Here is a 22,571-nt window from a genome sequence, read left to right on the forward strand (position 1 = left end):
GCGGGCACCCCCGCCGTCCGCACGGGAGCAATCCATGTTGAAGATCATTTTCTCGGGCGAGGACGTCCTGCGGACCCGGGTCGCACCGGCCGCGGACCCGCTCTGGGAGCTGGTCCTCAGCCTGCACCTGCTCCAGGGGCGCAGCCGGGACCCGATGATGACCACGTGGCGGCGCACCGTGGCGCACGGACTGCGGACCGATACCGACGCCGAGCAGTACCGTCTCCTGCTCGCGCTCAACCCGCCGCGCGGCTACTTCCCCGACTTCCTCACCCCGTCCGCCAGCCGGGAGGGCATCGAGGCCGGACTGGACGCGGTCCGGGGCACCCCTGTGGACATGCTGCGCCGCGACCTGACGCGGCTGGCCGGGGAGACAGCGCTCCCGTCGTCGGCCAGCGCGCTCGCCCGCGGCGAACCGGAGACGCTGCACCACCTCACCGACGCCATGGCCCGCTACCAGTCGCTGGCGGTCACGCCCTACTGGGCCCGGGTGCAGGCGGCGGTCGAGGCGGACCGGGCCCGGCGTGCGCGCGCCATGCTCGACGGCGGCGCCGAAGGGCTGCTGGCCAGCCTGCGGCCGAACATGCGCTGGGTCTCGGGCGTGCTGGAGGTCCTCGACTATCCGGACACCCGGGAACTGCACCTGGACGGCCGGGGGCTGCTGCTCGTGCCGTCGTTCTTCTGCTCGCGTACGCCGGTGGCGCTGGTCGACCCGACGCTGCCGCCGGTGCTGGTCTACCCGGTGGACCGGCTCGCCGGCCTGACGCCCGCGTCCGGCGCCGCCGCGTCACCGCAGGGCGAGGCGCTCGCCGCCCTGCTCGGCCGTACCCGATCCCGGGTGCTCCAGGCCGCCGACGAGGGCTGCACCACCGGCGAGATGGCCCGCCGGCTGCGCATCTCCGCCGCCGCGGCCAGCCAGCACACCACAGTGCTGCGCAACGCGGGCCTGCTGGTCAGCCAGCGTGACCGCAACACCGTCCTGCACACGCTCACCCCGCTGGGCCGGGCCGTCCTCGACGCCTGAGCGCGCCCGCCGGAGTCAGAGCGCCAGCGTGGCGCTCGCGGCGCTGCCGGACGGGGGCGGGAGCAACGTCGAGTCGATCCCCTCCGCGGCCAGCGCGGCGCGCAGGCGTTGCAGGTCCGCGCCGAACCGGACCAGGTCCGCCCGGTCCACCGGGGTGGGCGCCGCGCCGAGCAGCAGGCCGGTGGCCGAGGCGGGCCAGCCGGGCACTGTCGCGGCCAGTCCGTCGCGTACCTCGTCGTCGGTGACGTGGGTGAAGACGGTGCCCGGGGCGACCACGCCGGCCATCGCCTCGATCGCCCGCCGCACCGCGTCCGCGTCGGCGGGCTCGGGGCCGACCCGGTCCGCGAGCGTCGCCGCCGCCCGCAGACCGGCGGCGCGCGCCTCGGCCGTGCCGAGCGAGAACAGGTCCATCGAGGCGTCGCGCACCAGCGTGCGGGCGCCCTCGTCGTCGTCCCGGGTCGCGGCGAGGTAACCCCGCACCACGGCGACCGGCACCTGGTCGCACTTGCCCTTGATCAGCTCACCGGCCGCTGCCAGCTCGTCGACCACCGCCATCTGGGTGACGAACAGCTCGTTGCCGTACGGGTCGACCTCGCCCCGGTGGTCGCGGATCGCCGGCATGCCGGCCACCCCGAGCGCCACGTCGGTGAGCCCGTTGCGCCACGGCCGGCCCATCGTGTCGCTGACGATGACCGCCACGTCGAGGCCGTACCTGTCCCGTAGCGCGTCGCGCAGCGCCCGGGCGGACGCGTCCGGGTCGACGGGCAGCAGCACCAGCCGGGTCTTGTCCACGTTCGAGGCGTCGATGCCGGCGGAGGCCATCACGAACCCGTGGTGGGTCTGCACGATCCGGGTCGCGCCGCGCGTCGCCACCACCCGGGCGGTCTCCCCGGCCAGGATGCGGTCCCGCTCGGCGAGCCGTTCCGGGCCGTCGGCCGGCACGTCGACCAGCCGCCCCTCCGCCTTCGACACGATCTTGCTGGTGACCACGAGCACGTCGTGGTCGCGCAGCCAGGGCGCCGCACCGGTGATCAGCGCCGCCAAGTCGTCGCCCTCGGTCACGTCGCCGATGCCCTGCACCGGCAGGATCTCCAGCCTCACATCAACTCCAGCGCGGCGCGCACCATCGCGGCGGTCGCCGCCTCGTCGGTCATCCGCAGCGGCGCCGCGCGGACGGTCACGTCCGGCACCACGGTGCCCTCGTCCTCCGGCGCGACCAGCCAGCCGTCGAGCAGGCCGCCCGCCGATCGGGCGCCGTAGAGGCCGCCCACGCCGGCCGCGCTGCATTCCACGCCGAGCACCTCAAGACAGCGGTCGGCCATCCCGCGTACCGGCGCGCCGCCGATGATCGGCGACACCCCGATCACCGGCGCCGGTCCGCCGGTCACCGCGTCGCGCAGACCGGGCACCGCCAGCACCGGGGCGATGCTCACCACCGGGTTGCTCGGCGCGATCAGCACCACGTCCGCGGCGGCGATCGCCTCGACCACGCCCGGCGCGGGCTTCGCCGCGTCGGCGCCGACGAAGACGAACCGGTCGGTGGGTACGGCGGCGCGATGACGAACCCACCACTCCTGGAAGTGGATCGCCCGCCGGCCCTGCTCGTCGGTGACGACGGCGTGGGTCTCCAGGCGGTCGTCGGTGGCGGGCAGCAGCCGTACGCCCGGTTGCCAGCGGGCCGCCAGCGCCTCGGTCACCTGGGACAGCGGGTAGCCGGCGTTGATCATCTGGGTGCGCACCAGGTGGGTGGCGACGTCCTTGTCGCCGAGGCCGAACCAGCTCGGCTCCGCGCCGTACGCGGCCAGCTCGTTCTTCACCGTCCAGGTCTCGCCCGACCGCCCCCAGCCGCGCTCCGGGTCGGCGCCGCCGCCGAGCGTGTAGAGCACGCTGTCCAGGTCGGGGCAGACCTTCAGCCCGTGCAGCAGCAGATCGTCGCCGACGTTCACCACGGCGGTCACCTCGGCGCCCACCTCGCGGGCGTACGCCCGCGCGCCGAGCAGGAAACGGGCGCCCCCGATGCCGCCGGTCAGTACCACGATGCGCATGGCGTCCATCCTTCCGCACGCGCCGCCATCGATCGTCCGGTGGCCGGAGAGACTACGCTCACTTCGGCAACTGTCCGCTTTCGTCCCCTGGGGGAGTCCGTGACCAGCCCCGCCGAGCCCGCGTCCGGCGACGCCGCGCAGGCCAGCCAGTTGATCAAGCCGTTGCGCGAGCTCGCAGCGCTCGTCCTTCTCGGCGCCAACGCCGTGCTTCTCTTCGTCGGCCTGGTGCGCCTGCTGCCGATCGACGACTACAGCACGGCCAGTGGCCGGGCCGGGAGCACGTATTTCACCTTCGTCGGCCTGGAGTCGACGGTCCTGCCGCTGCTCGCCGTCCTGATCGCCACCGCGATCCTCCCGGTCGTACCGAAGGCCAAGCTGATCACGCAGGTGGCGCTCGTCGAGTACGCCGTGTCCGTGGTGTTCGGCGCGCTGACGTTCCTGATCTGGCTGGTCGGCCGGCTCGCCGACGGTGAGGTGCTGGACGCCTTCCTCGGTCTGCTCACCCGCGTGGCGTGGCTGGCGATCTTCGGGGTCGCCGCGTTCGTGGTGTTCAAGATCTGGCGCACGCTCTACTACGTGCCGAAGCCCAAGCCGCAGCCGGGCGTGTACGGCCAGGCCCAGCCCGGCTGGCCGCAGCAGCCGGGTCAGCCCGGCGGCTACCCCGGTCCGGGCGGCTACCCGCAGCAGCCCGGCCCGGGCTTCCCGCAGGCCGGCTCGCCGCCGCCCGGCTGGCCGCAGCAGCCCGGTCCGTACGGCCAGCCGCAGTCGGCGCCGCCGTTCAACACCGCCCCGCCGCACGCGCCGCAGTCCGGCCCGCCGTCCGCCGACCCGCAGGCCGGCGTCCCGTACGCCGGTCCGCAACAGGCGCCGCAGTACGGCTCGCCGCAGTCCGCGCCGCCGTTCGGCCAGCCGCCGTCGGCCGACCCGACGCAGGCGATCCCGCGCCAGTCCGCCGAGCCGGGCGCGCCGTCGGCCGCCGCCGACGACGAGCGCACCCAGCGGTTCGACCGCGAGGACCCGAACCAGCCCCGCTGAGGTCCGGGCGGCGGGCGACGGAGCATCGTCGCCCGCCGCCACCGGAGCCCGTCGCTGTGCGGGGGACCACCCGGTTCGTCCCGCTGCCCGGATCGCGACCGGGGGCGGGCATCCGGCCGTCCGGCAGCGCCTAGGCTGGGCGGATGGTTGATCGCAGCGACCCCCAACCGACCGAGGCGAGCATCCGGCGGGCACTGGGGCGGGCCGCCACCGGCCGGGCGCTCGACGCCGGCGAGGCGAGCGCCTTGCTCGCCGCTCGCGGGCCGATGCTCGACGACCTGCTCCGGACCGCCGGCGACATCCGCGACGCCGGGCTGCGCGACGCCGGGCGGCCGGGCGTTGTCACGTACTCGAAGAAGGTCTTCATCCCGCTGACCCGGCTCTGCCGGGACCGCTGCCACTACTGCACGTTCGCCACCGTGCCGCACCGGCTGCCCGCCGCCTACCTGGAACGCGACGAGGTGCTGGCGATCGCCCGTGAGGGCGCCGCGCAGGGCTGCAAGGAGGCGCTGTTCACGCTCGGCGACCGGCCGGAGGAGCGGTGGCCGGCGGCCCGCCGGTGGCTGGACGAGCGGGGGTACGACTCGACGCTCGACTACCTGCGCGCCTGCGCGGTGGCGGTGCTGGAGGAGACCGGCCTGCTGCCGCACCTGAATCCGGGCGTGCTCACCTGGTCGGAGTTGCAGCGGCTCAAGCCGGTGGCGCCGAGCATGGGCATGATGCTGGAGACCACAGCCACCCGGCTCTGGTCGGAGCCGGGCGGCCCGCACTACGGCTCGCCGGACAAGGAACCCGCGGTACGCCTGCGGGTGCTCGACGACGCCGGCCGGGTCGGGGTGCCTTTCACCACCGGCATCCTGATCGGCATCGGCGAGGACCGGGCCGAGCGGGTCGACGCGATCTTCGCGATCCGCCGGGCGATGCGGGAGTACGGCCACCTCCAGGAGGTGATCGTGCAGAACTTCCGCGCCAAGCCGGACACCGCGATGCGCGGCATGCCGGACGCGGAGCTGCACGACCTGGCCGCCACAGTGGCGGTGGCCCGGGTGCTGCTCGGCCCGAAGGCCCGCATCCAGGCCCCGCCGAACCTCATCGCGGGCGAGTACGACCTGCTGCTGCGCGCCGGCATCGACGACTGGGGCGGCGTCTCCCCGGTCACGCCCGACCACGTCAACCCGGAGCGGCCCTGGCCGCACCTGGACGAGCTGGCGGCGCGTACCGCGAGTGCCGGGTTCACGCTGCGCGAGCGGCTGACCGTCTACCCGGAGTACGTCCGGGCGGGCGAGCCGTGGCTGGACCCGCGCCTGCTGCCGCACGTGAGCGCGCTCGCCGACCCGGCCACCGGGCTCGCGGTCGAGGCGGCCCGCCCGGAGGGACGGCCCTGGCAGGAGCCGGAGGAGGTGTACGGCGGCCGCACCGACCTGCACGTCACGATCGACGTCACCGGCCGTACCGACGACCGGCGGGGCGACTTCGACAGCGTGTACGGCGACTGGGCCGAGGTGGCCGGCAAGGTGGCGCCGGAGGCGCGCGCCGGCGTACCCCTGGGTGCCGGCGCGGACGCCGACCTGCGCGCGGGCCTGCGGCTGGCGGCCGACGACCCGGCGGCGCTGCTGACGCCGGCGCACGAGGCGAAGGCGCTGGCGCTGTTCGGCGCGGACGGCCCGGCGCTGGACGAGCTGTGCCGGCTGGCCGACGACGCGCGCCGGGACGCGGTCGGCGACGACGTGACCTACGTGGTCAACCGCAACATCAATTTCACGAACGTCTGCTACGTGGGCTGCCGGTTCTGTGCGTTCGCCCAGCGGGAGAGCGACGCCGACGCGTTCCGGCTCTCGCTGGAGCAGGTCGCCGACCGGGCCGAGGAGGCGTGGACCGCGGGCGCGACCGAGGTGTGCCTCCAGGGCGGCATCGACCCGAAGATGCCGGTGACCGGGTACGCCGACATCGTCCGCGCGATCAAGGCGCGGGTGCCGGACATGCACGTGCACGCGTTCTCCCCGATGGAGATCGTCACCGCCGCCGCGAAGGCCGGCGTGCCGGTGCGGGAGTGGTTGCTCCAGCTCCGCGAGGCCGGGCTGGACACCATCCCGGGCACCGCCGCCGAGATCCTCGACGACGACGTGCGCTGGGTGCTCACCAAGGGCAAGCTGCCGGCCGCCGCCTGGGTCGAGGTGGTGAGCACGGCCCACGAGCTGGGCATCCGGTCCAGCTCCACGATGATGTACGGCCACGTGGACCACCCGGGCCAGTGGCTGGCCCACTTCCGGGTGCTGGCCGGTGTGCAGGACCGGACCGGCGGGTTCACCGAGTTCGTGGCGCTGCCGTTCGTGCACACGAACGCGCCGATCTACCTGGCCGGCATCGCCCGCCCGGGCCCGACCTGGCGGGAGAACCGGGCGGTGCACGCGATGGCCCGGCTGCTGCTGCACGGCCGGATCGACAACATCCAGTGCTCGTGGGTGAAGCTCGGCGACGAAGGCACCGTGGAGATGCTGCGCGGCGGCTGCAACGACCTGGGCGGCACGCTGATGGAGGAGACGATCTCCCGGATGGCCGGCTCGGGCAACGGGTCGGCCCGTACCGAGGAGCAGTTGCGCGCCATCGCGACCGCCGCGGGGCGGCCGTTCCGCAAGCGGACGACCGCGTACGGTCACGCCCGCGCCTGAGGTCGAACCTTTGCCCGCCGCGGCCCGTACCTGTGGATGCCGGCGGCGGTTTCGGCGAGGACCGCCGCCGGTGACCCCGAACCGGGGCCCGGCGGTGTCCGGGCGCCCGGCCGCTGCGGCGCTGCGGCGCCGGTCCGGAAAGGTTGCCGATGAGCACTGACGAGACCACCGAGGCGCCGAAACGGCGGACCTGGCCGCGGTTGACCCGCAGGCAGACGCTCACCGCCGCGGCGAGCGCGACACTGGGCGCCGCCGCCCTCACCGTGCCGGGCCTGTCCGCCGCGCAGAACGCTCCCACGGCGAGCCGGCGCGACGAGCCGATCGTGGTCCACCTCCGCGACGCCGCGGCCGGCGTCATGGACGTCTTCGTCGGCACCAACCGGGTCGAGGTGCGCGACCGCGGCCTGGCCGACCGCCTGGTGCGCGCCGCCGGCCGGCGCTGATCCCACTCTTCACCGGCGCGGGCTCCCGGCGCCGGTTCCGACTTCCGTTCCCCCCGACGAAGGTGCGTCCGCCATGTCCTCTCACCGCGAGGCCCCGGAGATCGCCAAGGATCCGGTCGCCGACAGTTCCGACCTGTACGCGTTCGTCACGCCGAGCCAGCCGGACACGGTCACGTTGATCGCCAACTACGTGCCGGTGCAGCTTCCGTCCGGCGGCCCGAACTTCTTCGAGTTCGGTGACGACGTCCGGTACGAGATTCACATCGACAACGACGGGGACGGTTATCCGGACGTCACCTATCGTTTCGAATTCACTACCGAGATCACGAACCAGAACAGTTTTCTCTACAACACCGGGCCGATCGAGTCGCTGGAGAGCAAGAACTGGAACCGGCGCCAGTTCTACCGGCTGACCCGGATCGCTGACGGTCGCGCCCGTGTGCTGGCGCACAAACTGCCCTGCCCGCCGTGCAACGTCGGGCCGCTGTCCACGCCGAACTACCAGAACCTGGTCCGGCAGGCGACGTTCAAGCTGTCCACCGGCGAGAAGGTGTTCGCCGGGCAACGCGCCGACGGGTTCTTCGTCGACCTGGGCGCGGTGTTCGACCTGGGCACGCTGCGGCCGTTCCAGCAGTTGCACGTGGCCGGCAAGAAGCTGTTCCGGACCGAGGGCGAGCCGGTGAACGCGCTGGACCGGCTCAACGTGCACAGCCTCGCCGTGCAGGTGCCGCTGCGCCAGGTACGCCGCAAGGCGTCCCGCTACGGCTACGCCGACCGTGCCTCGACGATCGGGGTCTGGACCAGCGCGTCCCGCCAACAGGTGCGGGTGCTGGGGGACCGGGTCGCCGCCGACACCGCCGCCGGACCCTTCACGCAGGTGTCGCGACTCGGTAACCCGTTGTTCAACGAGGTCATCGTGCCGATGTCCAGGAAGGACGTCTGGAACACGCTGCCGCCGTCGGAGGACAAGCGGTTCGCCGGGTTCGTGGAGCGGCCCGAGCTGGCCGGGCTGCTGCCGGCGCTCTACCCGGGGGTTTTCCCCAATCTGGACGCGCTCAACAAGTCCAAGAAGCCGCGCGCCGACCTGGTGGCGATCCTGCTCACCGGCGTACCGGCCGGACTGATCGACGGCTTCGCCAACACCACCGGTGACGTGCAGGCGGACGTGCTGCGGCTGAACACGGCGATCCGGCCCAGCCGTACCCCGGACCGGTTCGGCGTGCTCGGCGGCGACCTGGCCGGCTTCCCCAACGGCCGCCGTCCCGCCGACGACGTGGTGACGATCGCGCTGCGCGCCATCGCCGGGCTGACCGTGCCGCTGGTCGACAAGACGTTCCGGCCGGACGCCGCCGCGGCGGCGGTGACACCGGGCCTGAGCGCGGCCGACGTGACAGCGCCGTTCCTGGCCGACTTCCCGTTCCTCGGCACGCCGTACGACGGGTTCGGCAACCCGCAGGCGAAGAAGTCCTGACGGGAGCCGGCGAATGTCACACCATCACGATCTCGGCCCGTCGGAGGTCGGCAGCGTCGTGCTCGACCTCGGCGGCGACCGGGGCGCGCTGATCATCCACACCGGGCGGGACCTGCACGGCCGGGAGATCGAGATCAGCCGCGTCGACCTCGACGGCCCGCGTACCCACTCCGCCGTACGCGAGCGGCACGTCCGGGACGGGGTGTTCCACAGTGCGGTTTACCCGGATCTGGAGGCGGGTGTGTATACCGTCTGGTGGGACGAGAGTACGTCCGCCGGCGCGATCTCGGTCACCGGTGGGTCGATCGCCGAATTCGTTTGGCCCACCAGCTCACCAGCCCGTCTGGACTGATCCGTCAGTCGCGCCGGAACCCGCGCTCCGTCCACATGATGGACGGGGCGCGGTCGGCGTTGGACGGCTCGACGGGCGGTACCGCGGGAAGCGGGTTACCCTTTGCCCCACCAATTCTGATCTTGGTACGAGCGGCCGGCGGGGGCGTCCGGCCGGCCTGTCGGCGATGCGCCACGGCAGAAAACTTCCGGCAACTCGCCGGGGAGGGCGTTACTCGTCCGGGGTCTGAATCGATAGGGCAGGTTGCGAGGCTACGGGCGACCGGGGCGGTCGTCACGGACGTGTCGGGAGGGCGACTCCATTATCAAGTTTGGCTTGACGGCGCACGCATTACACGCGTGTAATTTGAATGGGGTTGTTCGCACGGAACGCAACAAATGGTGACCGTACGGACAGGCACGCCTTTCGCGTGGGGGGTTGCAGCGGCGAATGACGCCGGTGCGCGACAAGGAGGCAATCGATGGACGGCCAGCTCGAGGTGGCCGACCTGCTCGGGAACGCGCCGGAGTGGCAGGAGCGAGCGCTCTGCTCGCAGACCGACCCGGAGGCGTTCTTTCCCGAGAAGGGCGGCTCGACCCGCGAGGCGAAGCGCATCTGCTCGCGGTGCGAAGTGAAGACGGAATGCCTGGAGTACGCGCTCGGCCACGACGAGCGGTTCGGAATCTGGGGTGGCCTCTCCGAGCGGGAGCGGCGCAAGCTCAAGCGGCGGGTCGCCGCCTGATCCACGTACGGGTCCACGGGCGGTGGGGGCCGCCCGGACCCGGGTCGTCGTCCGGCCGGCGCGTCCGGCCGGGTGGCGGCGCCTGGCCGGCCGGCCCGGTCAGGCCAGCTCGTCCGGGTCGACCCCGAGCAGATTCGCCACCTGCTCGATGATCACGTCGTGCACCAGGTCGGCGAGGTCCTCGCGGTCCATCGCGCGGAACTCCAGCGGCCGCCGGTAGAGCACGATCCGCGGCGGCACCTCCTGGCGGCCGGGCCGCCCCGGCAGCAGCCGGGCGAGCGGCACCTCGCCGTCCTCCAGCACGTCCGAGTCGTAGACGTTCAGATCCGGCGGGACGTCCTCGACCGCGAACTCCACCCCGGCCAGCTCCTTGGCGAACCGGCGTTCGAGCGTCTCCACCGTGTCGAGCACCAGATCGTCGAAGACCTCGGCCTTCGTCCGCGCCAGCGGCACCGTGGCCGGCACCAGCCGCCCGCGCAGCCCGCGACCGTGCCGGTCACGGTGGGTGCGCCGGCCGGAGCCGGGGCGGCGGTTCTGGGGGCTCGTCATGACGGACAGGGTAGCCCGGGTCGGCGGTCCACCCGCCGTCGCGCGGCCGACCGGCGCGCCGGTGTGCCGATCGACGGAATTGTGATCACCATGACGGGCGTGTCGTAACGCGAAGCGGTGCGCCGGACCCGGTAATGGGGATACCCTGCCGCCGTGAGGTCACCACGGCGCTGCTCCCGTAACGGCTGCCCCCGGCAAGCGGTCGCCACACTGACCTATGTCTACAACGAGTCGACGGCGGTGGTGGGCCCGCTCGCCGCGTTCGCCGAACCGCACACGTACGACCTGTGTGAGCCGCACGCCCGTAGCCTGACCGCCCCGCGGGGCTGGGACGTGGTGCGGCACGAGGGCGAGTTCGAGCCGCCGCCGCCCACCACCGACGACCTGGTGGCGCTGGCCGAGGCGGTACGCGAGGCCGCCCGCCCCGCCCCGCCGCGTCCCCCGGAGGACGAACCCACCAGCAAGCCCCAGACCCCCCACCAGCAGGGCCGCCGGGGCCACCTCCGGGTCATCCCACCCCACCACTGAACGAGACCCCGCCCCGGACCCTCCATCGGTCGATCATGAAGGTCCCGCTGGTCGGCCAAGTGCACGGACCAACGGGCGCCCGCCGGCCGGTCTCGGCCAGCTCGTCCGGGGTGGCGGGCGGGAGGCCCTGGATCGGGCTGACCGGCCCGGCGACGTCCGCGCCACCCTCGGCCGGTGCGACCGCCGTGGCCCGGCCAGACCGAGGTCAACACCAGTACGGGGAAGTGGCGCCATCCAGGCCACCCGGACCCCACCACCACCCCGGACTGGTGTCGATCATGAACGCCGGGCGCACTTGGCCCCGCGAAGATCAACACCAGTACGGCGAGGTGGCCGCATCCAGGCCACCCGGACCCCACCGCCACCCCGGACTGGTGTCGATCATGAAACCCGGGCGCACCGGGGTCAGTGGCCCAGGAAGCGGTTGAAGGCCTCGGCTCGGCGGGACGGGCGATGGGTTCTGTGCTCGGTGTGGTCGGCTGAGGACATGATCTTCAGGCCGGCGTTCATGGCGAGCCAGCGCAGCGGCTCCGGCTCCCAGCGCGGGGAGCGGTGGCCCACCCAGGGCAGCGCCGTCAGGTCGCTCTCCACGCCCCGGATCAGGTCGGCGAGCGTACGCCCGGCGAGGTTGCTGGTGCCGACGCCGTCACCGACGTAGCCGCCGGCCCAGGCCAGCCCGGTACGGCGGTCCAGCCCCACCGACGCGGCCCAGTCCCGGGCCACCCCGAGCGGCCCGCCCCAGGCGTGCGTCACCGGCGCCTCCGGCCCGAGCACCGGGAACAGTTCCCCGAGCGCCCGGCGCAGCGCCGCGAACACCCGCGGCTCCCGGTCGAAGCCCGGCCGGACCCGGGAGGCGTAGTGGTACGGCGCGCCCCGCCCGCCGAACGCGAGCCGGCCGTCGGCGGTGCGCTGGCCGTACACGATGACGTGCCGGTAGTCGGAGAACGTCTCCCGCTCCGCCAGCCCGATCCGTGCCCAGGTCTCCTCGGGCAGCGGCGGGGTGGCCACCATCAGCGAGTAGACGGGCGCCACTGTGCGCCGCCGGCCCGGTAGCCCCGGCGTGTAGCCCTCCGTCGCACGCACCACCACGGGGGCCCGGACCACGCCCGCCGGTGTCACCGCCGCGCCCGGCCGCAGCGCGGTCACCGGGGTGCGCTCGTGGATGCGTACGCCCCGGCGCTCCACCGCCCGCGCCAGGCCCCGGACCAGCTTCGCCGGGTGCACGGCGGCGCAGTGCGGGGTGTACGTGCCGCCGCGTACCCCGTCGGCGGCGCAGCGCGCGGCGGCCTCGCCGGCGTCGAGCAGCGTCAGGTCGTCGTCGGTGAGCCCGTGCGCGTGGGCCTGGGCGATCTCGGCGCGGGCCCGCTCAAGCTGGGCCTCACTGCGGGCGAGCGTCACCGTGCCGCCGGCCTGCCAGTCGCAGTCGATGCCCTCGGCGGCGGCGACCCGCCCCACCTCGGCGACCGTGTCGTGCATGGCCCGTTGCAGGGCGAGCGCGCGGTCCCGGCCGTGGCGTCGGGCCAGCGCCGGCAGCGAGGTGGGGAACAGCGCCGAGCACCAGCCGCCGTTGCGCCCCGACGCGCCGTACCCGGCGATCTCCCGCTCCAGCACGACGACGCGCAACGTGGGGTCGGCCTCGGCCAGGTAGTACGCCGTCCACAGCCCGGTGTACCCGGCGCCCACGATCGCCACGTCGGCGTCCGTGTCGCCGGGCAACCCGGGTCGCGGCGTCAGCGGCTCGTCCAGGCCGGACAGCCAGTACGACAGCTGCTGGTATCCCGTCATCGGCGTCAGAGCCGCGACCACGCCTCGGTCAGCACCGCGCGCAGGATCTGCTCGATCTCGTCGAAATGCTGCTGGTCGGCGATCAGCGGGGGCGCGAGCTGCACCACCGGGTCGCCACGGTCGTCGGCCCGGCAGTAGAGCCCGGCGTCGAACAGCGCTGTGGACAGGAAGCCGCGCAGCAGCCGCTCGGACTCGGCCTCGTCGAACGTCTCCCGGGTCGTCTTGTCCTTGACGAGCTCGATGCCGTAGAAGTAGCCGTCGCCCCGGACGTCGCCGACGATCGGCAGGTCGTGCAGCTTCTCCAGGGTGGACCGGAACGCGCCCTCGTTCGCCCGGACGTGCCCGATCAGGTCCTCCCGGGCGAACACCTCCAGGTTGGCCAGCGCGACCGCGCAGGAGACCGGGTGGCCGCCGAACGTCACGCCGTGCGCGAACATGCCGGTCTCGGTGAGGAACGGCTCCATCAGCCGCTCGCTGGCGATCATCGCGCCGAGCGGGGCGTAGCCGGAGGTGATGCCCTTGGCGGTGGTGATGATGTCCGGCTGGTAGCCGTAGCGGACGGCGCCGAAGTACTCGCCGAGCCGGCCCCAGGAGCAGATCACCTCGTCGCTGACGAGCAGCACGTCGTACGCGTCGCAGATCTCGCGTACCCGCTCGAAGTAGCCGGGCGGCGGCGGGAAGCAGCCGCCGGAGTTCTGCACCGGCTCCAGGAAGACGGCGGCGACCGTCTCCGGCCCCTCCCGCTCGATCGCCCGGCCGATCTCCTCGGCGGCCCAGCGGCCGAACGCCTCGGCGTCGTCGCCGTGCTCGGGGGCCCGGTAGAAGTTGGTGTTCGGCACCTTGATGCCACCCGGAACCAGTGGCTCGAAGTCGGTCTTGATGCCGGGCAGGCCGGTGATCGACAGCGCGCCCATCGAGGTGCCGTGGTAGGCGATGTAGCGGCTGACCACCTTGTGCTTGGTGGGCTTGCCGGTGCGCTTGAAGTAGACCCGGGCCAGCTTCCACGCCGCCTCGACGGCCTCGGAGCCGCCGGTGGTGAAGAAGACCCGGTTCAGGTCGCCAGGGGTGAGCGTGGCGATCTTCTCGGCCAGCTCGACGGCCTTCGGGTGGGCGTACGACCAGAGCGGGAAGTAGGCCAGCTCGCCGGCCTGCTTGGCGGCGGCCTCGGCCAGCTCGGCGCGGCCGTGACCGGCGTTCACCACGAACAGCCCGGCCAGCCCGTCCAGGTAGCGGCGGCCCTGCGCGTCCCAGACGTACGCGCCCTCGCCCCGGACGATTGTCGGAACCTCGCCGGCGGGGTAGCTCGCCATGCGGGTGAAGTGCATCCAGAGATGGTCGGTGGCGTTGGCCATGTCAGCCCCATCGGGTCTCGGGCCGGTCAGGGGTGACACCGGCCGCTCTGCCCACGGTTATCCCACAGGCGATGCCGATAAGGCAAGCGAACAAGCTTAAGCGCGACGGATTCAGCGCTATATCACTGAGCTGTCAACGGAATCCGCATCAGGCGGTGCCCCAGCTGTAGGTCTGCTTGCGCAGCTTCAGGTAGACGAACGCCTCGGTGGAGAGCACCCCGGGCACGCCGCGCAGCTTCTGCAGGATCTCCAGCAGGTGCGCGTCGTTGCGGCAGACCACCTCCGCCAGCAGGTCGAACGAGCCGGCGGTGATCACCACGTAATCGATCTCCTCGAACTCGGCCAGCCGGTCGGCGACGGATTCCAGGTCGCCGTCGGTACGCAGCCCGATCATGGCCTGGCGGGGGAAGCCGAGCTGGAGCGGATCGGTGACCGCGACGATCTGCATGACACCCGCGTCGAGCAGCCGCTGCACCCGCTGGCGTACCGCCGCCTCGGAGAGGCCGACCGCCTTGCCGATGCTCGCGTACGGGCGGCGCCCGTCCTCCTGGAGCTGCTCGATGATCTGCTTGGCCACGTCATCGAGCAGAGCGTGGTTGGCGCCGTCACGCACAGTGATGCGACGGCCGCCGTTTCCGTTCTCCTGGTGTCGGTTGACCATCGACGCTCCTCGTGTCCGGTTCTCGGTGTTGAGCGTAGTGCCCCGCGCAGTCTGGCGTATTTCGTGGCGACTGGCTATTCCGGCAACGGAATCCCTTGTGAGAGACGTTTTCTCATGTCAGGATCAGTCGTCCATCGCCACTGACCCTCCCGCCGGCGCGCCGCCCCCGTCCCGCCGCCGACGATGCCCCCCAAGGAGTCGTCACATGCGTAGTCCCCTCCGGCCCCTCACCCGGCGTGGTCTGCTCACCGGGACCCTCGGCTCGGCCGCGCTGCTCGCCACTGCGGGCACCCTGGCCGGCTGCGGGACCAAGGGCGCCCAGCAGACCGAAGCCGGATGCAAGAGCGAGGATCTGTCCGCCACCGAGAAGAAGGTCGCCTTCTCGAACTGGCCGCAGTACATGGACACCGACGAGAAGGACGAGTCCAAGCGCCCCACGCTCGACGCGTTCGTCGCCGCCACCGGTATCCAGGTGACGTACACCGAGGACGTCAACGACAACAACGAGTTCTTCGGCAAGGTACGCAACCAGCTCGCCGGATGTCAGAGCACCGGCCGGGACATCATGGTGCTCACCGACTGGATGGCCGCCCGGGTGATCCGCCTCGGCTGGGTCCAGAAGCTGGACAAGTCGAAGATGCCGAACGTCGAGGCGAACCTGCTGCAGTCGCTGCGCGGGCGCTCCTTCGACGCCGAGACCCAGCTCGCCGTCCCGTGGCAGTCCGGCCTGGCCGGGCTCGCGTACAACGCCAACGTCACCAAGGAGATCCGCACCGTCGACGAGCTGCTCACCCGCCCCGATCTCAAGGGCAAGGTGACTGTGCTGTCGGAGATGCGCGACACCATCGGCCTGCTGCTCCAGTCGCTCGGCCACGACCCGGCCAAGTTCACCGCGGCCCAGTTCGACGACGCGCTGAACAAGCTGAAGAAGGCCGTGGACAGCAAACAGATCCGGCGGTTCACCGGCAACGACTACGCGCCCGACCTGGCCAAGGGCGACATCGCCGCGTGCATCGGCTGGTCCGGCGACGTGGTCCAGCTCGGCTTCGACGACGAGAAGATCAAGTTCGTGGTGCCGGAGTCCGGCGTGATGCTCTGGTCGGACAACATGCTGGTGCCGAACAAGGCCACCCACAAGGCCAACGCCGAGGCGTTGATGAACCACTACTACGACCCGGCGGTGGCGGCGAAGCTGGCCGCGTACGTCAACTACATCTGCCCGGTGCAGGGCGCGCAGGCCGAGATGGAGAAGATCGACCCGGACCTGGCGAGCAACCCGCTGATCTTCCCGGACGACTCGATGCTCTCCAAAGCCAAGGTCTTCATGGCGCTCGACGAGGCGCAGGAGAAGGAGTACGAGACCAAGTTCCAGCAGGTGATCGGCGCGTGAAGGGGCAGCAGACCCCGGCCGGCGACCTGCGCCTGGTCGACCTGACCAAGCGGTTCGGCGTCTTCACCGCCGTTGACGACCTCACCCTCACCATCCCGCAGGGCTCGTTCTTCGCCCTGCTCGGCGCGTCCGGCTGCGGCAAGACCACCACACTGCGGATGATCGCCGGGCTGGAGCAGCCGACCAGCGGGCAGGTGCTGCTCGGCGAGCAGGACATCGCCGGGCTGCGGCCGTACAAGCGGCCGGTCAACACGGTGTTCCAGAGCTACGCGCTCTTCCCGCACCTGGACATCCACGAGAACGTGGCGTTCGGGCTGCGCCGCCGCGGCATCCGCAAGGTGAGCGACCAGGTGGAGCAGATGCTCGCGCTGGTGCAGCTCGAAGGGTACGGCCGACGCCGCCCGGCCCAGCTCTCCGGCGGCCAGCAGCAGCGCGTCGCGCTGGCCCGGGCGCTCATCAACCACCCGCAGGTGCTGCTGCTCGACGAGCCGCTCGGCGCGCTCGACCTCAAGCTGCGCCGGCAGATGCAGATCGAGCTGAAACGGATCCAGACCGAGGTCGGCATCACGTTCGTGCACGTCACCCACGACCAGGAGGAGGCCATGACGATGGCCGACACGGTCGCGGTGATGAACGCCGGCCGGATCGAGCAGCTCGGCGCGCCCGCCGACATCTACGAGTACCCGGCCACCGCGTTCGTGGCGAACTTCCTCGGCCAGTCCAACCTGCTCGCCGCCGAAGCCGGCGGGCGCGCCGCCGACGACGTGCTGGTCACGGCGCACGGCTCGCGCTTCTCGGTGCCCGCCGGCCGGTCCCGGCTCACCGACGGTCCGGCCTTCCTCGGCGTACGTCCGGAGAAGCTGCACCTGGTCGAGAGCCCGGACCGGGTGCCGGCCGGGCACCAGCACGTCGACGGTGTGGTCACCGACGCCTCCTACGTCGGGGTGAGCACCCAGTACCTGGTGCGCACCGCGTGGGGCAGCGAGCTGACCGCGTTCGCCGCGAACAGCGGGCTGGGCGGTCAGTTGGCGGTCGGCACGACGGTGACCGCGCACTGGGATCCGCGGCACGCGTTCCTGCTGCCCCGGGCCGCCGGTGCGGACGACCAGACCACGCCGCTGCTCGACGAGCCGCCGGTGGGTGCGTCGGCATGAGCGAGCGAATTGGCGGAGTGGCGGCATGAGCGCGCTGGCCCACGTACCGACCTCCGCCGGGAAACCGGCGCCGCCGCCGGTGCGGCGCGGGCGCAACCGGCTCCTGCCGTACCTGTTGCTGCTGCCCGGCGCGGTCTGGCTGTTCGTCTTCTTCGCACTCCCGCTGGTGCAGCTCGCCTCGGCCAGCCTCTACGACCCGGCCGGCTCGCTCTCCACCGGGTACGCCATGACCTGGGCGTTCAGCAACTACCCGGACGCGTTGCAGGCGTACTGGCCGCAGTTCTCCCGGTCGTTCCTCTACTCGGCCATCGCGCTGGTGCTCGCGCTGCTGATGGGCTACCCGCTGGCGTACGCGATCGCGCAGAAGGCCGGCCGGTGGAAGAACCTGCTGCTGGTCGCCGTGGTCGCGCCGATGTTCACCAGCTTCCTGGTGCGCACGCTGGCCTGGAAGACCATCCTGTCGGACAACGGCGCGCTGGTCGGGCTGCTGCGCGACGTGCACCTGCTCGGACCGGACGGCCGGCTGCTGGCCACGCCGATCGCCGTGGTGCTCGGTCTGACGTACAACTTCCTGCCGTTCCTGGTGCTGCCGCTGTACGCGAGCCTGGAGCGGCTCGATCCCCGGCTGCTGGAAGCGGCGAGCGACCTGTACGCGAGCCCGCTGCGCGCGTTCGCCAAGGTGACGCTGCCGCTGTCGATGCCCGGCCTGATCGCCGGCACGCTGCTGTTCTTCATCCCGGCCACCGGTGACTACATCAACGCCGAGCTGCTCGGTACGCCGAACGAGTACATGATCGGCAACGTCATCGACTCGGCGTTCCTGGTCCGGCTGGATTATCCGCAGGGCGCGGCGCTGTCGTTCCTGCTGATGGCCGCGATCCTGGCGATCGTCTTCGTCTACCTGCGTAAGGCCGGCACGGAGGAGGTGCTCTGATGCGGCGCTGGCTCGCCGACCGGTGGGTGATGGGCGTGGCACTGCTGGTCCTCGGCTACCTGACGCTGCCGATCATGGTGGTCGCCGGTCTGTCCTTCAACCGGCCCTCAAGCCGGCTCTCCTACGACTTCAACGAGTTCACGCTCGACAACTGGAAGCAGCCCTGCGCCACCTCGGACATGTGCGACGCCGTGGTGCGCAGCATGCAGATCGGCCTCATCGCCACAGTCGTCTCCACGCTCCTCGGCACGCTGATGGCGTTCGCGCTGGTCCGGCACAGCTTCCGCGGCCGCTCCGGGCTCAACGGGCTGATCTTCCTGCCGATGGCCACCCCGGAACTGGTGATGGGCACCTCGCTGCTCGCCCTCTTCGTCGCCGCCGGGGTGCCGCAGGGCTTCTGGACCATCGTCATCGCGCACGTCATGTTCTGCGTGTCGTTCGTCGTGGTCACCGTGAAAGCCCGGCTCTCCGGCATGGACCGGCGGCTGGAGGAAGCCGCGATGGACCTGTACGCCAGCGAGTGGCAGACGTTCCGCCGGATCACGCTGCCACTCGTGCTGCCCGGCATCGTGGCCGCCGCGCTGCTGGCGTTCTCGCTCAGCTTCGACGACTTCATCATCACGAACTTCAACGCCGGCACCACTGTCACGTTCCCCATGTACGTCTGGGGCGCCTCCCAGCGCGGCATCCCGCCGCAGGTCAACGTGATCGGCACGGCCATGTTCGTGATCGCGTTGCTGCTCGTCGGGGCCACCTCGCTGCGCGGGCGGCGGGCACGCCGGGCCGCTCTCGCGGTGGTCGCCACACCGGCGGGCAAGCCATGACACTCCCGCATACCGGCCGGGCGCTGGCCGACGCCGCGCCCGTGTCGTACTGGCTGGACCGCCCGGAGCGGCCCGACCCGCTGCCGCCGCTGTCCGGGACGCACACCGCCGACCTGCTCGTGGTCGGCGGCGGGTACGCCGGACTGTGGACCGCGCTGCTCGCGAAGGAGGCCGACCCGGACCGCGACGTCCTGCTCGTCGACGCGGGCACGTGCGGCTGGGCGGCGTCCGGGCGCAACGGCGGGTTCTGCGCCGCGTCGCTGACCCACGGGCTCGCCAACGGCGTCGAGCGGTTCCCCGGCGAGATCGGCGAGCTGGAACGGCTGGGCCGGGAGAACCTGGACTCCATCGGCGCCACCGTGGCGAAGTACGACATCGACTGCGACTTCGAACGCACCGGGGAACTGGCGGTGGCGGTCGAGCCGTACCAGCTCGACGGGCTCGCCGCCGACGCCGAGCTGGCCCGCCGGTACGGCCACGACGTGCGGCTGCTCGACCGCGACGAGGTACGCGCCGAGGTGGCGTCGCCGACGTACCTGGGCGGGATGTGGGATCGCGACCGGGTGGCCCTGCTCGACCCGGCGAAGCTCGCCTGGGGACTGCGCCGCGCCGCGCTCGACCTGGGCGTACGCATGCACGAGCACACCCGCGTCACCGGCCTGGCCGGCGACGGCGCCGGGATACGGGCCACCACTGCGGGCGGCGCGGAAGCGGCGCCCGGCACGGTACGGGCGCGGCAGGTCGTGCTGGCCACGAACGCGTTCCCGCCGCTGCTGCGTCGGCTGCGCTCCTGGATCGTGCCGGTCTACGACTACGCGCTGATGACCGAGCCGCTGACCGAAGCGCAGCGCGACGCGATCGGCTGGCGGAACCGGCAAGGGCTCGCCGACACCGGCAACCAGTTCCACTACTACCGGCTCACCGCCGACAACCGGATCCTGTTCGGCGGCTACGACGCGATCTACCACTACGGCAACCGGGTGGCGCCCGCGCTGGAGCAGCGCGAGGCCACCTTCACCACGCTCGCCTCGCACTTCTTCACGACGTTCCCGCAGCTCGCCGATGTGCGCTTCAGCCACCGCTGGGGTGGCGTCATCGACACGTGCACCCGGTTCTGCGCGTTCTTCGGCACCGCGTACGAAGGACGCCTGGCGTACGCGGCCGGGTTCACCGGGCTCGGCGTCGGCGCGACCCGGTTCGGCGCCCGCGTCACGCTCGACCTGCTCTCCGGCACCGACACCCCGCTGACCCGGCTCGACCTGGTGCGCCGCAAGCCGCTGCCGTTCCCGCCGGAACCGGCCCGGTCCGTGGGCATCAACCTCACCCGCTGGTCGCTCGCCCGCGCCGACGCGCGCGACGGCCGGCGCAACCTCTGGCTCCGTACTCTCGACCGTCTTGGACTGGGGTTCGACTCCTGATGCGTATCCTCCTCGTCGGCGCCGGTGGCGTCGGCTCCGCCGCCGTATCCATTGCCGCCCGCCGTACCTTCTTCGAGCTCATGGTGGTCGCCGACCACGATCCGGCGCGTGCGGCGCGGGCCGTCGCCGGGCTCGGCGACCGGTTCGTGGCCGCCACAGTCGACGCGTCCTCCGCCGACGCGGTGGCCGCGCTGTGCCGGGAACACCGGATCACGCACGTGCTGAACGCGGTCGACCCGCGCTTCGTCATGCCGATCTTCGACGGCGCGTTCGCCGCCGGGGCCGACTACCTGGACATGGCGATGTCGCTGTCCCGGCCGCACCCCGAGCGCCCCTACGCCGAGACCGGGGTCAAGCTCGGCGACGAGCAGTTCGCCGTCGCGGAGCGGTGGGCCGCCGCCGGGCGGCTCGCGCTGTGCGGCATCGGCGTCGAACCGGGCCTGTCGGACGTCTTCGCCCGCTACGCCGCCGACGAACTCTTCGCCGAGATCGACGAGATCGGGGTACGCGACGGCGCGAACCTCACAGTCGCCGGCTACGAGTTCGCGCCCTCGTTCTCCATCTGGACCACCATCGAGGAGTGCCTCAACCCGCCGGTGATCTGGGAGGCCGGGCGCGGCTGGTTCACCACCGAACCGTTCAGCGAGCCGGAGGTGTTCGACTTCCCGGCCGGGATCGGCCCGGTCGAGTGCGTCAACGTCGAGCACGAGGAGGTGCTGCTCATCCCGCGCTGGGTGCCGGCGAAGCGGGTCACCTTCAAGTACGGCCTCGGCGCCGAGTTCATCGAGGTGCTCCGCACGCTGCACAAGCTCGGACTGGACTCGACCCAGCCGGTGCGCGTACGCGGCGTCGAGGTGTCGCCGCGCGACCTGGTGGCCGCCGCGCTGCCCGACCCGGCCACGCTCGGCGACCGGATGAGCGGCAAGACGTGCGCCGGTACGTACGTCACCGGCACCGGCCCCGACGGGCGGCCGCGCCGCGTCTACCTCTACCACGTGGTCGACAACGAGTGGTCGATGGCCGAGTACGGCCACCAGGCGGTGGTCTGGCAGACCGCCGTCAACCCGGTCGTCGCGCTGGAACTGCTCGCCACCGGCGCCTGGTCCGGCACGGGCGTGCTCGGGCCGGAGGCGTTCCCGCCGACCCCCTTCCTCGACCTGCTCACCGGCTACGGTTCGCCGTGGGGGATGGAGGAACGATGACCCGGTACGGCCCGATGTACGGTCCCGACATCACGTTCCTCGGTGTGCCGCCGTGCACGGTCGAGGAGCCGGTCACGTACGCCGACGCGGACGTGGTGATCATCGGCGCGCCGTTCGACGGCGGCACCTCGCACCGGCCGGGCACCCGGTTCGGGCCGTCCGCCATCCGGCAGGCCTGCTACCTGCCGCACGACGGTTCCCGTCCGTCGCTGGCGCTGCGCGTGGACGGGCTGAAGGACCTGTGCGTCTACGACGCCGGGGACGTGGAGATGTTCGGCGGCGACATCGAGCGCTCGCTCGCCGCGCTGGAGACCGCCGTGCACGCGGTCGCCTCGGCCGGGGCGATCCCGGTGGTGCTCGGCGGCGACCACTCCATCGCGCTGCCGGACGCCACAGGCGTGGCCCGGCACCACGGGCTCGGCCGGGTGTCGCTCGTGCACTTCGACGCGCACGCCGACACCGGCGACGTCGAGTTCGGTTCGCTGCACGGCCACGGCCAGCCGATGCGCCGGCTCATCGAGTCCGGCGCGGTACGCGGCGACCGCTTCCTCCAGATCGGGCTGCGCGGCTACTGGCCCGGCGCGGACACGCTGGCGTGGATGGCGGAGCAGCGGATGCGCTCGTACGAGATGACCGAGATCGTGGCGCGCGGGCTGGACGCCTGCCTGACCGAGGCGTTCGGCATCGCGACCGACGAGTGCGAGGGCGTGTTCCTCTCCGTCGACGTGGACGTGGTCGACCCCGGCATGGCGCCCGGCACCGGCACACCCGAGCCGGGCGGGTTCACCTCCCGGCAACTACTCGACGCGGTGCGCCGGGTCTGTTACGAGCTGCCGGTGGTCGGGCTGGACGTGGTCGAGGTCGCCCCGCCGTACGACCATGCCGACATCACCGCGTACCTGGGCAACCGGGTGGTGCTGGAGGCGCTCTCAGCGATAGCCCGCCGCCGCCACGACGCCGAGACCGGAACCCCGTGGAACCCCACCCAGCCGCTCCTGGATGGTCGCTGACTGG

Annotated in this window: 21 protein-coding genes; 15 read left to right on the top strand and 6 right to left on the bottom strand. The window is 72.3% G+C overall.

All coding sequences use genetic code 11. The annotated features are described in order from the left end of the window. The first annotated feature begins 34 nt into the window (after window positions 1–34). The gene (locus O7546_RS03175; RefSeq protein WP_194798508.1) at window positions 35–1,024 is read left to right on the top strand and encodes a winged helix-turn-helix domain-containing protein; all 990 of its coding nucleotides are present in this window, start codon (window positions 35–37) and stop codon (window positions 1,022–1,024) included. A 15-nt stretch (window positions 1,025–1,039) separates the two neighbouring features. Here O7546_RS03175 and O7546_RS03180 read toward each other — a convergent pair whose 3' ends face one another. After that, window positions 1,040–2,125 carry a coenzyme F420-0:L-glutamate ligase gene (locus O7546_RS03180; RefSeq protein WP_194798507.1) on the bottom strand — a complete coding sequence of 362 codons (1,086 nt, stop codon included), beginning with the start codon at window positions 2,123–2,125 and terminating at the stop codon, window positions 1,040–1,042. Next, window positions 2,122–3,069, bottom strand: a complete 948-nt coding sequence (gene cofD / locus O7546_RS03185) for a 2-phospho-L-lactate transferase (protein WP_194798506.1) — start codon at window positions 3,067–3,069, stop codon at window positions 2,122–2,124. The genes O7546_RS03180 and cofD overlap by 4 nt, the downstream gene beginning before the upstream one ends. Window positions 3,070–3,168: 99 nt before the next feature. On the opposite strand from cofD, the gene O7546_RS03190 reads away from it, so the two are divergent. The 6 genes from O7546_RS03190 to O7546_RS03215 all read left to right on the top strand — a co-directional run bounded on the left by O7546_RS03190 (window position 3,169) and on the right by O7546_RS03215 (window position 9,760). After that, window positions 3,169–4,104 (top strand): hypothetical protein, encoded by a 936-nt coding sequence (locus O7546_RS03190; protein WP_194798505.1) that lies wholly within the window; start codon window positions 3,169–3,171, stop codon window positions 4,102–4,104. A gap of 143 nt (window positions 4,105–4,247) precedes the next feature. Next, window positions 4,248–6,773, top strand: coding sequence for a bifunctional FO biosynthesis protein CofGH (locus tag O7546_RS03195; protein WP_194798504.1), 2,526 nt, complete (start codon window positions 4,248–4,250; stop codon window positions 6,771–6,773). A 149-nt stretch (window positions 6,774–6,922) separates the two neighbouring features. After that, the gene (locus O7546_RS03200) at window positions 6,923–7,216 is read left to right on the top strand and encodes a hypothetical protein (protein ID WP_091418605.1); all 294 of its coding nucleotides are present in this window, start codon (window positions 6,923–6,925) and stop codon (window positions 7,214–7,216) included. Window positions 7,217–7,289: 73 nt separating this feature from the next. Beyond that, window positions 7,290–8,687, top strand: a complete 1,398-nt coding sequence (locus tag O7546_RS03205) for a DUF4331 domain-containing protein (protein WP_194798503.1) — start codon at window positions 7,290–7,292, stop codon at window positions 8,685–8,687. 13 nt (window positions 8,688–8,700) lie between these two features. Then, entirely contained in the window at window positions 8,701–9,039 is a 339-nt protein-coding gene (locus tag O7546_RS03210) for a hypothetical protein (protein ID WP_013284160.1), read from the top strand. 460 nt (window positions 9,040–9,499) lie between these two features. Continuing rightward, window positions 9,500–9,760: a WhiB family transcriptional regulator gene (locus O7546_RS03215; protein ID WP_013284161.1), complete on the top strand. Its 261-nt coding sequence runs from the start codon at window positions 9,500–9,502 to the stop codon at window positions 9,758–9,760. Between the two features lie 99 nt (window positions 9,761–9,859). On the opposite strand, the gene O7546_RS03220 is transcribed toward O7546_RS03215, so the two are convergent. Next, on the bottom strand, window positions 9,860–10,309 hold the full coding sequence (locus tag O7546_RS03220) for a metallopeptidase family protein (RefSeq protein WP_018787548.1): 450 nt from the start codon (window positions 10,307–10,309) through the stop codon (window positions 9,860–9,862). 153 nt (window positions 10,310–10,462) lie between these two features. Here O7546_RS03220 and O7546_RS03225 point away from each other — a divergent pair, with 153 nt between their 5' ends. After that, on the top strand, window positions 10,463–10,837 hold the full coding sequence (locus O7546_RS03225) for a DUF3499 domain-containing protein (protein WP_194798502.1): 375 nt from the start codon (window positions 10,463–10,465) through the stop codon (window positions 10,835–10,837). Window positions 10,838–11,242: 405 nt separating this feature from the next. Here O7546_RS03225 and O7546_RS03230 read toward each other — a convergent pair whose 3' ends face one another. From O7546_RS03230 to O7546_RS03240, 3 genes are all read right to left on the bottom strand, one after another. Next, the gene (locus O7546_RS03230; RefSeq protein WP_281600431.1) at window positions 11,243–12,622 is read right to left on the bottom strand and encodes an FAD-dependent oxidoreductase; all 1,380 of its coding nucleotides are present in this window, start codon (window positions 12,620–12,622) and stop codon (window positions 11,243–11,245) included. Between the two features lie 5 nt (window positions 12,623–12,627). Continuing rightward, window positions 12,628–13,974: an aspartate aminotransferase family protein gene (locus O7546_RS03235; RefSeq protein WP_281600432.1), complete on the bottom strand. Its 1,347-nt coding sequence runs from the start codon at window positions 13,972–13,974 to the stop codon at window positions 12,628–12,630. A gap of 148 nt (window positions 13,975–14,122) precedes the next feature. Then, window positions 14,123–14,635 carry an Lrp/AsnC family transcriptional regulator gene (locus O7546_RS03240; protein WP_194798499.1) on the bottom strand — a complete coding sequence of 171 codons (513 nt, stop codon included), beginning with the start codon at window positions 14,633–14,635 and terminating at the stop codon, window positions 14,123–14,125. Window positions 14,636–14,840: 205 nt separating this feature from the next. Here O7546_RS03240 and O7546_RS03245 point away from each other — a divergent pair, with 205 nt between their 5' ends. Genes O7546_RS03245 through speB form a run of 7 tightly spaced genes read left to right on the top strand, consistent with a single transcriptional unit; the run spans window position 14,841 to window position 22,567 of the window. Next, the gene (locus tag O7546_RS03245) at window positions 14,841–16,025 is read left to right on the top strand and encodes a spermidine/putrescine ABC transporter substrate-binding protein (RefSeq protein ID WP_269696158.1); all 1,185 of its coding nucleotides are present in this window, start codon (window positions 14,841–14,843) and stop codon (window positions 16,023–16,025) included. Beyond that, window positions 16,022–17,179: an ABC transporter ATP-binding protein gene (locus O7546_RS03250; protein ID WP_269696159.1), complete on the top strand. Its 1,158-nt coding sequence runs from the start codon at window positions 16,022–16,024 to the stop codon at window positions 17,177–17,179. The genes O7546_RS03245 and O7546_RS03250 overlap by 4 nt, the downstream gene beginning before the upstream one ends. 25 nt (window positions 17,180–17,204) lie before the next feature. Next, window positions 17,205–18,113, top strand: a complete 909-nt coding sequence (locus O7546_RS03255) for an ABC transporter permease (protein WP_194798496.1) — start codon at window positions 17,205–17,207, stop codon at window positions 18,111–18,113. After that, a complete protein-coding gene (locus O7546_RS03260) occupies window positions 18,113–18,937 on the top strand; it encodes an ABC transporter permease (RefSeq protein ID WP_043326456.1) in 825 nt (274 codons plus the stop codon). Before O7546_RS03255 ends, O7546_RS03260 begins: the two co-directional genes overlap by 1 nt. Next, entirely contained in the window at window positions 18,934–20,355 is a 1,422-nt protein-coding gene (locus O7546_RS03265; RefSeq protein ID WP_281600433.1) for an FAD-dependent oxidoreductase, read from the top strand. Before O7546_RS03260 ends, O7546_RS03265 begins: the two co-directional genes overlap by 4 nt. After that, window positions 20,355–21,557 (top strand): saccharopine dehydrogenase C-terminal domain-containing protein, encoded by a 1,203-nt coding sequence (locus O7546_RS03270; RefSeq protein WP_194798494.1) that lies wholly within the window; start codon window positions 20,355–20,357, stop codon window positions 21,555–21,557. The genes O7546_RS03265 and O7546_RS03270 overlap by 1 nt, the downstream gene beginning before the upstream one ends. After that, on the top strand, window positions 21,554–22,567 hold the full coding sequence (gene speB, locus O7546_RS03275) for an agmatinase (RefSeq protein ID WP_269696161.1): 1,014 nt from the start codon (window positions 21,554–21,556) through the stop codon (window positions 22,565–22,567). Before O7546_RS03270 ends, speB begins: the two co-directional genes overlap by 4 nt. The last annotated feature ends 4 nt before the right edge of the window (window positions 22,568–22,571 follow it).

The sequence above is a fragment of the Micromonospora sp. WMMA1976 genome (assembly GCF_027497335.1).
Taxonomy (GTDB): domain Bacteria; phylum Actinomycetota; class Actinomycetes; order Mycobacteriales; family Micromonosporaceae; genus Micromonospora; species Micromonospora aurantiaca.

Bases quoted from the DNA above. Each gene is read 5' to 3' on its own strand.
- O7546_RS03175 (WP_194798508.1), top strand. From the start codon at position 35: ATGTTGAAGATCATTTTCTCGGGCGAGGACGTCCTGCGGACCCGGGTC.
- cofD (WP_194798506.1), bottom strand. From the start codon at position 3,069: ATGCGCATCGTGGTACTGACCGGCGGCATCGGGGGCGCCCGTTTCCTG.
- O7546_RS03240 (WP_194798499.1), bottom strand. From the start codon at position 14,635: ATGGTCAACCGACACCAGGAGAACGGAAACGGCGGCCGTCGCATCACT.
- O7546_RS03195 (WP_194798504.1), top strand. From the start codon at position 4,248: ATGGTTGATCGCAGCGACCCCCAACCGACCGAGGCGAGCATCCGGCGG.
- O7546_RS03245 (WP_269696158.1), top strand. From the start codon at position 14,841: ATGCGTAGTCCCCTCCGGCCCCTCACCCGGCGTGGTCTGCTCACCGGG.
- O7546_RS03270 (WP_194798494.1), top strand. From the start codon at position 20,355: ATGCGTATCCTCCTCGTCGGCGCCGGTGGCGTCGGCTCCGCCGCCGTA.
- O7546_RS03260 (WP_043326456.1), top strand. From the start codon at position 18,113: ATGCGGCGCTGGCTCGCCGACCGGTGGGTGATGGGCGTGGCACTGCTG.
- O7546_RS03215 (WP_013284161.1), top strand. From the start codon at position 9,500: ATGGACGGCCAGCTCGAGGTGGCCGACCTGCTCGGGAACGCGCCGGAG.
- O7546_RS03220 (WP_018787548.1), bottom strand. From the start codon at position 10,309: ATGACGAGCCCCCAGAACCGCCGCCCCGGCTCCGGCCGGCGCACCCAC.
- O7546_RS03235 (WP_281600432.1), bottom strand. From the start codon at position 13,974: ATGGCCAACGCCACCGACCATCTCTGGATGCACTTCACCCGCATGGCG.
- O7546_RS03205 (WP_194798503.1), top strand. From the start codon at position 7,290: ATGTCCTCTCACCGCGAGGCCCCGGAGATCGCCAAGGATCCGGTCGCC.
- O7546_RS03200 (WP_091418605.1), top strand. From the start codon at position 6,923: ATGAGCACTGACGAGACCACCGAGGCGCCGAAACGGCGGACCTGGCCG.
- O7546_RS03230 (WP_281600431.1), bottom strand. From the start codon at position 12,622: ATGACGGGATACCAGCAGCTGTCGTACTGGCTGTCCGGCCTGGACGAG.
- O7546_RS03210 (WP_013284160.1), top strand. From the start codon at position 8,701: ATGTCACACCATCACGATCTCGGCCCGTCGGAGGTCGGCAGCGTCGTG.
- speB (WP_269696161.1), top strand. From the start codon at position 21,554: ATGACCCGGTACGGCCCGATGTACGGTCCCGACATCACGTTCCTCGGT.
- O7546_RS03255 (WP_194798496.1), top strand. From the start codon at position 17,205: ATGAGCGCGCTGGCCCACGTACCGACCTCCGCCGGGAAACCGGCGCCG.
- O7546_RS03265 (WP_281600433.1), top strand. From the start codon at position 18,934: ATGACACTCCCGCATACCGGCCGGGCGCTGGCCGACGCCGCGCCCGTG.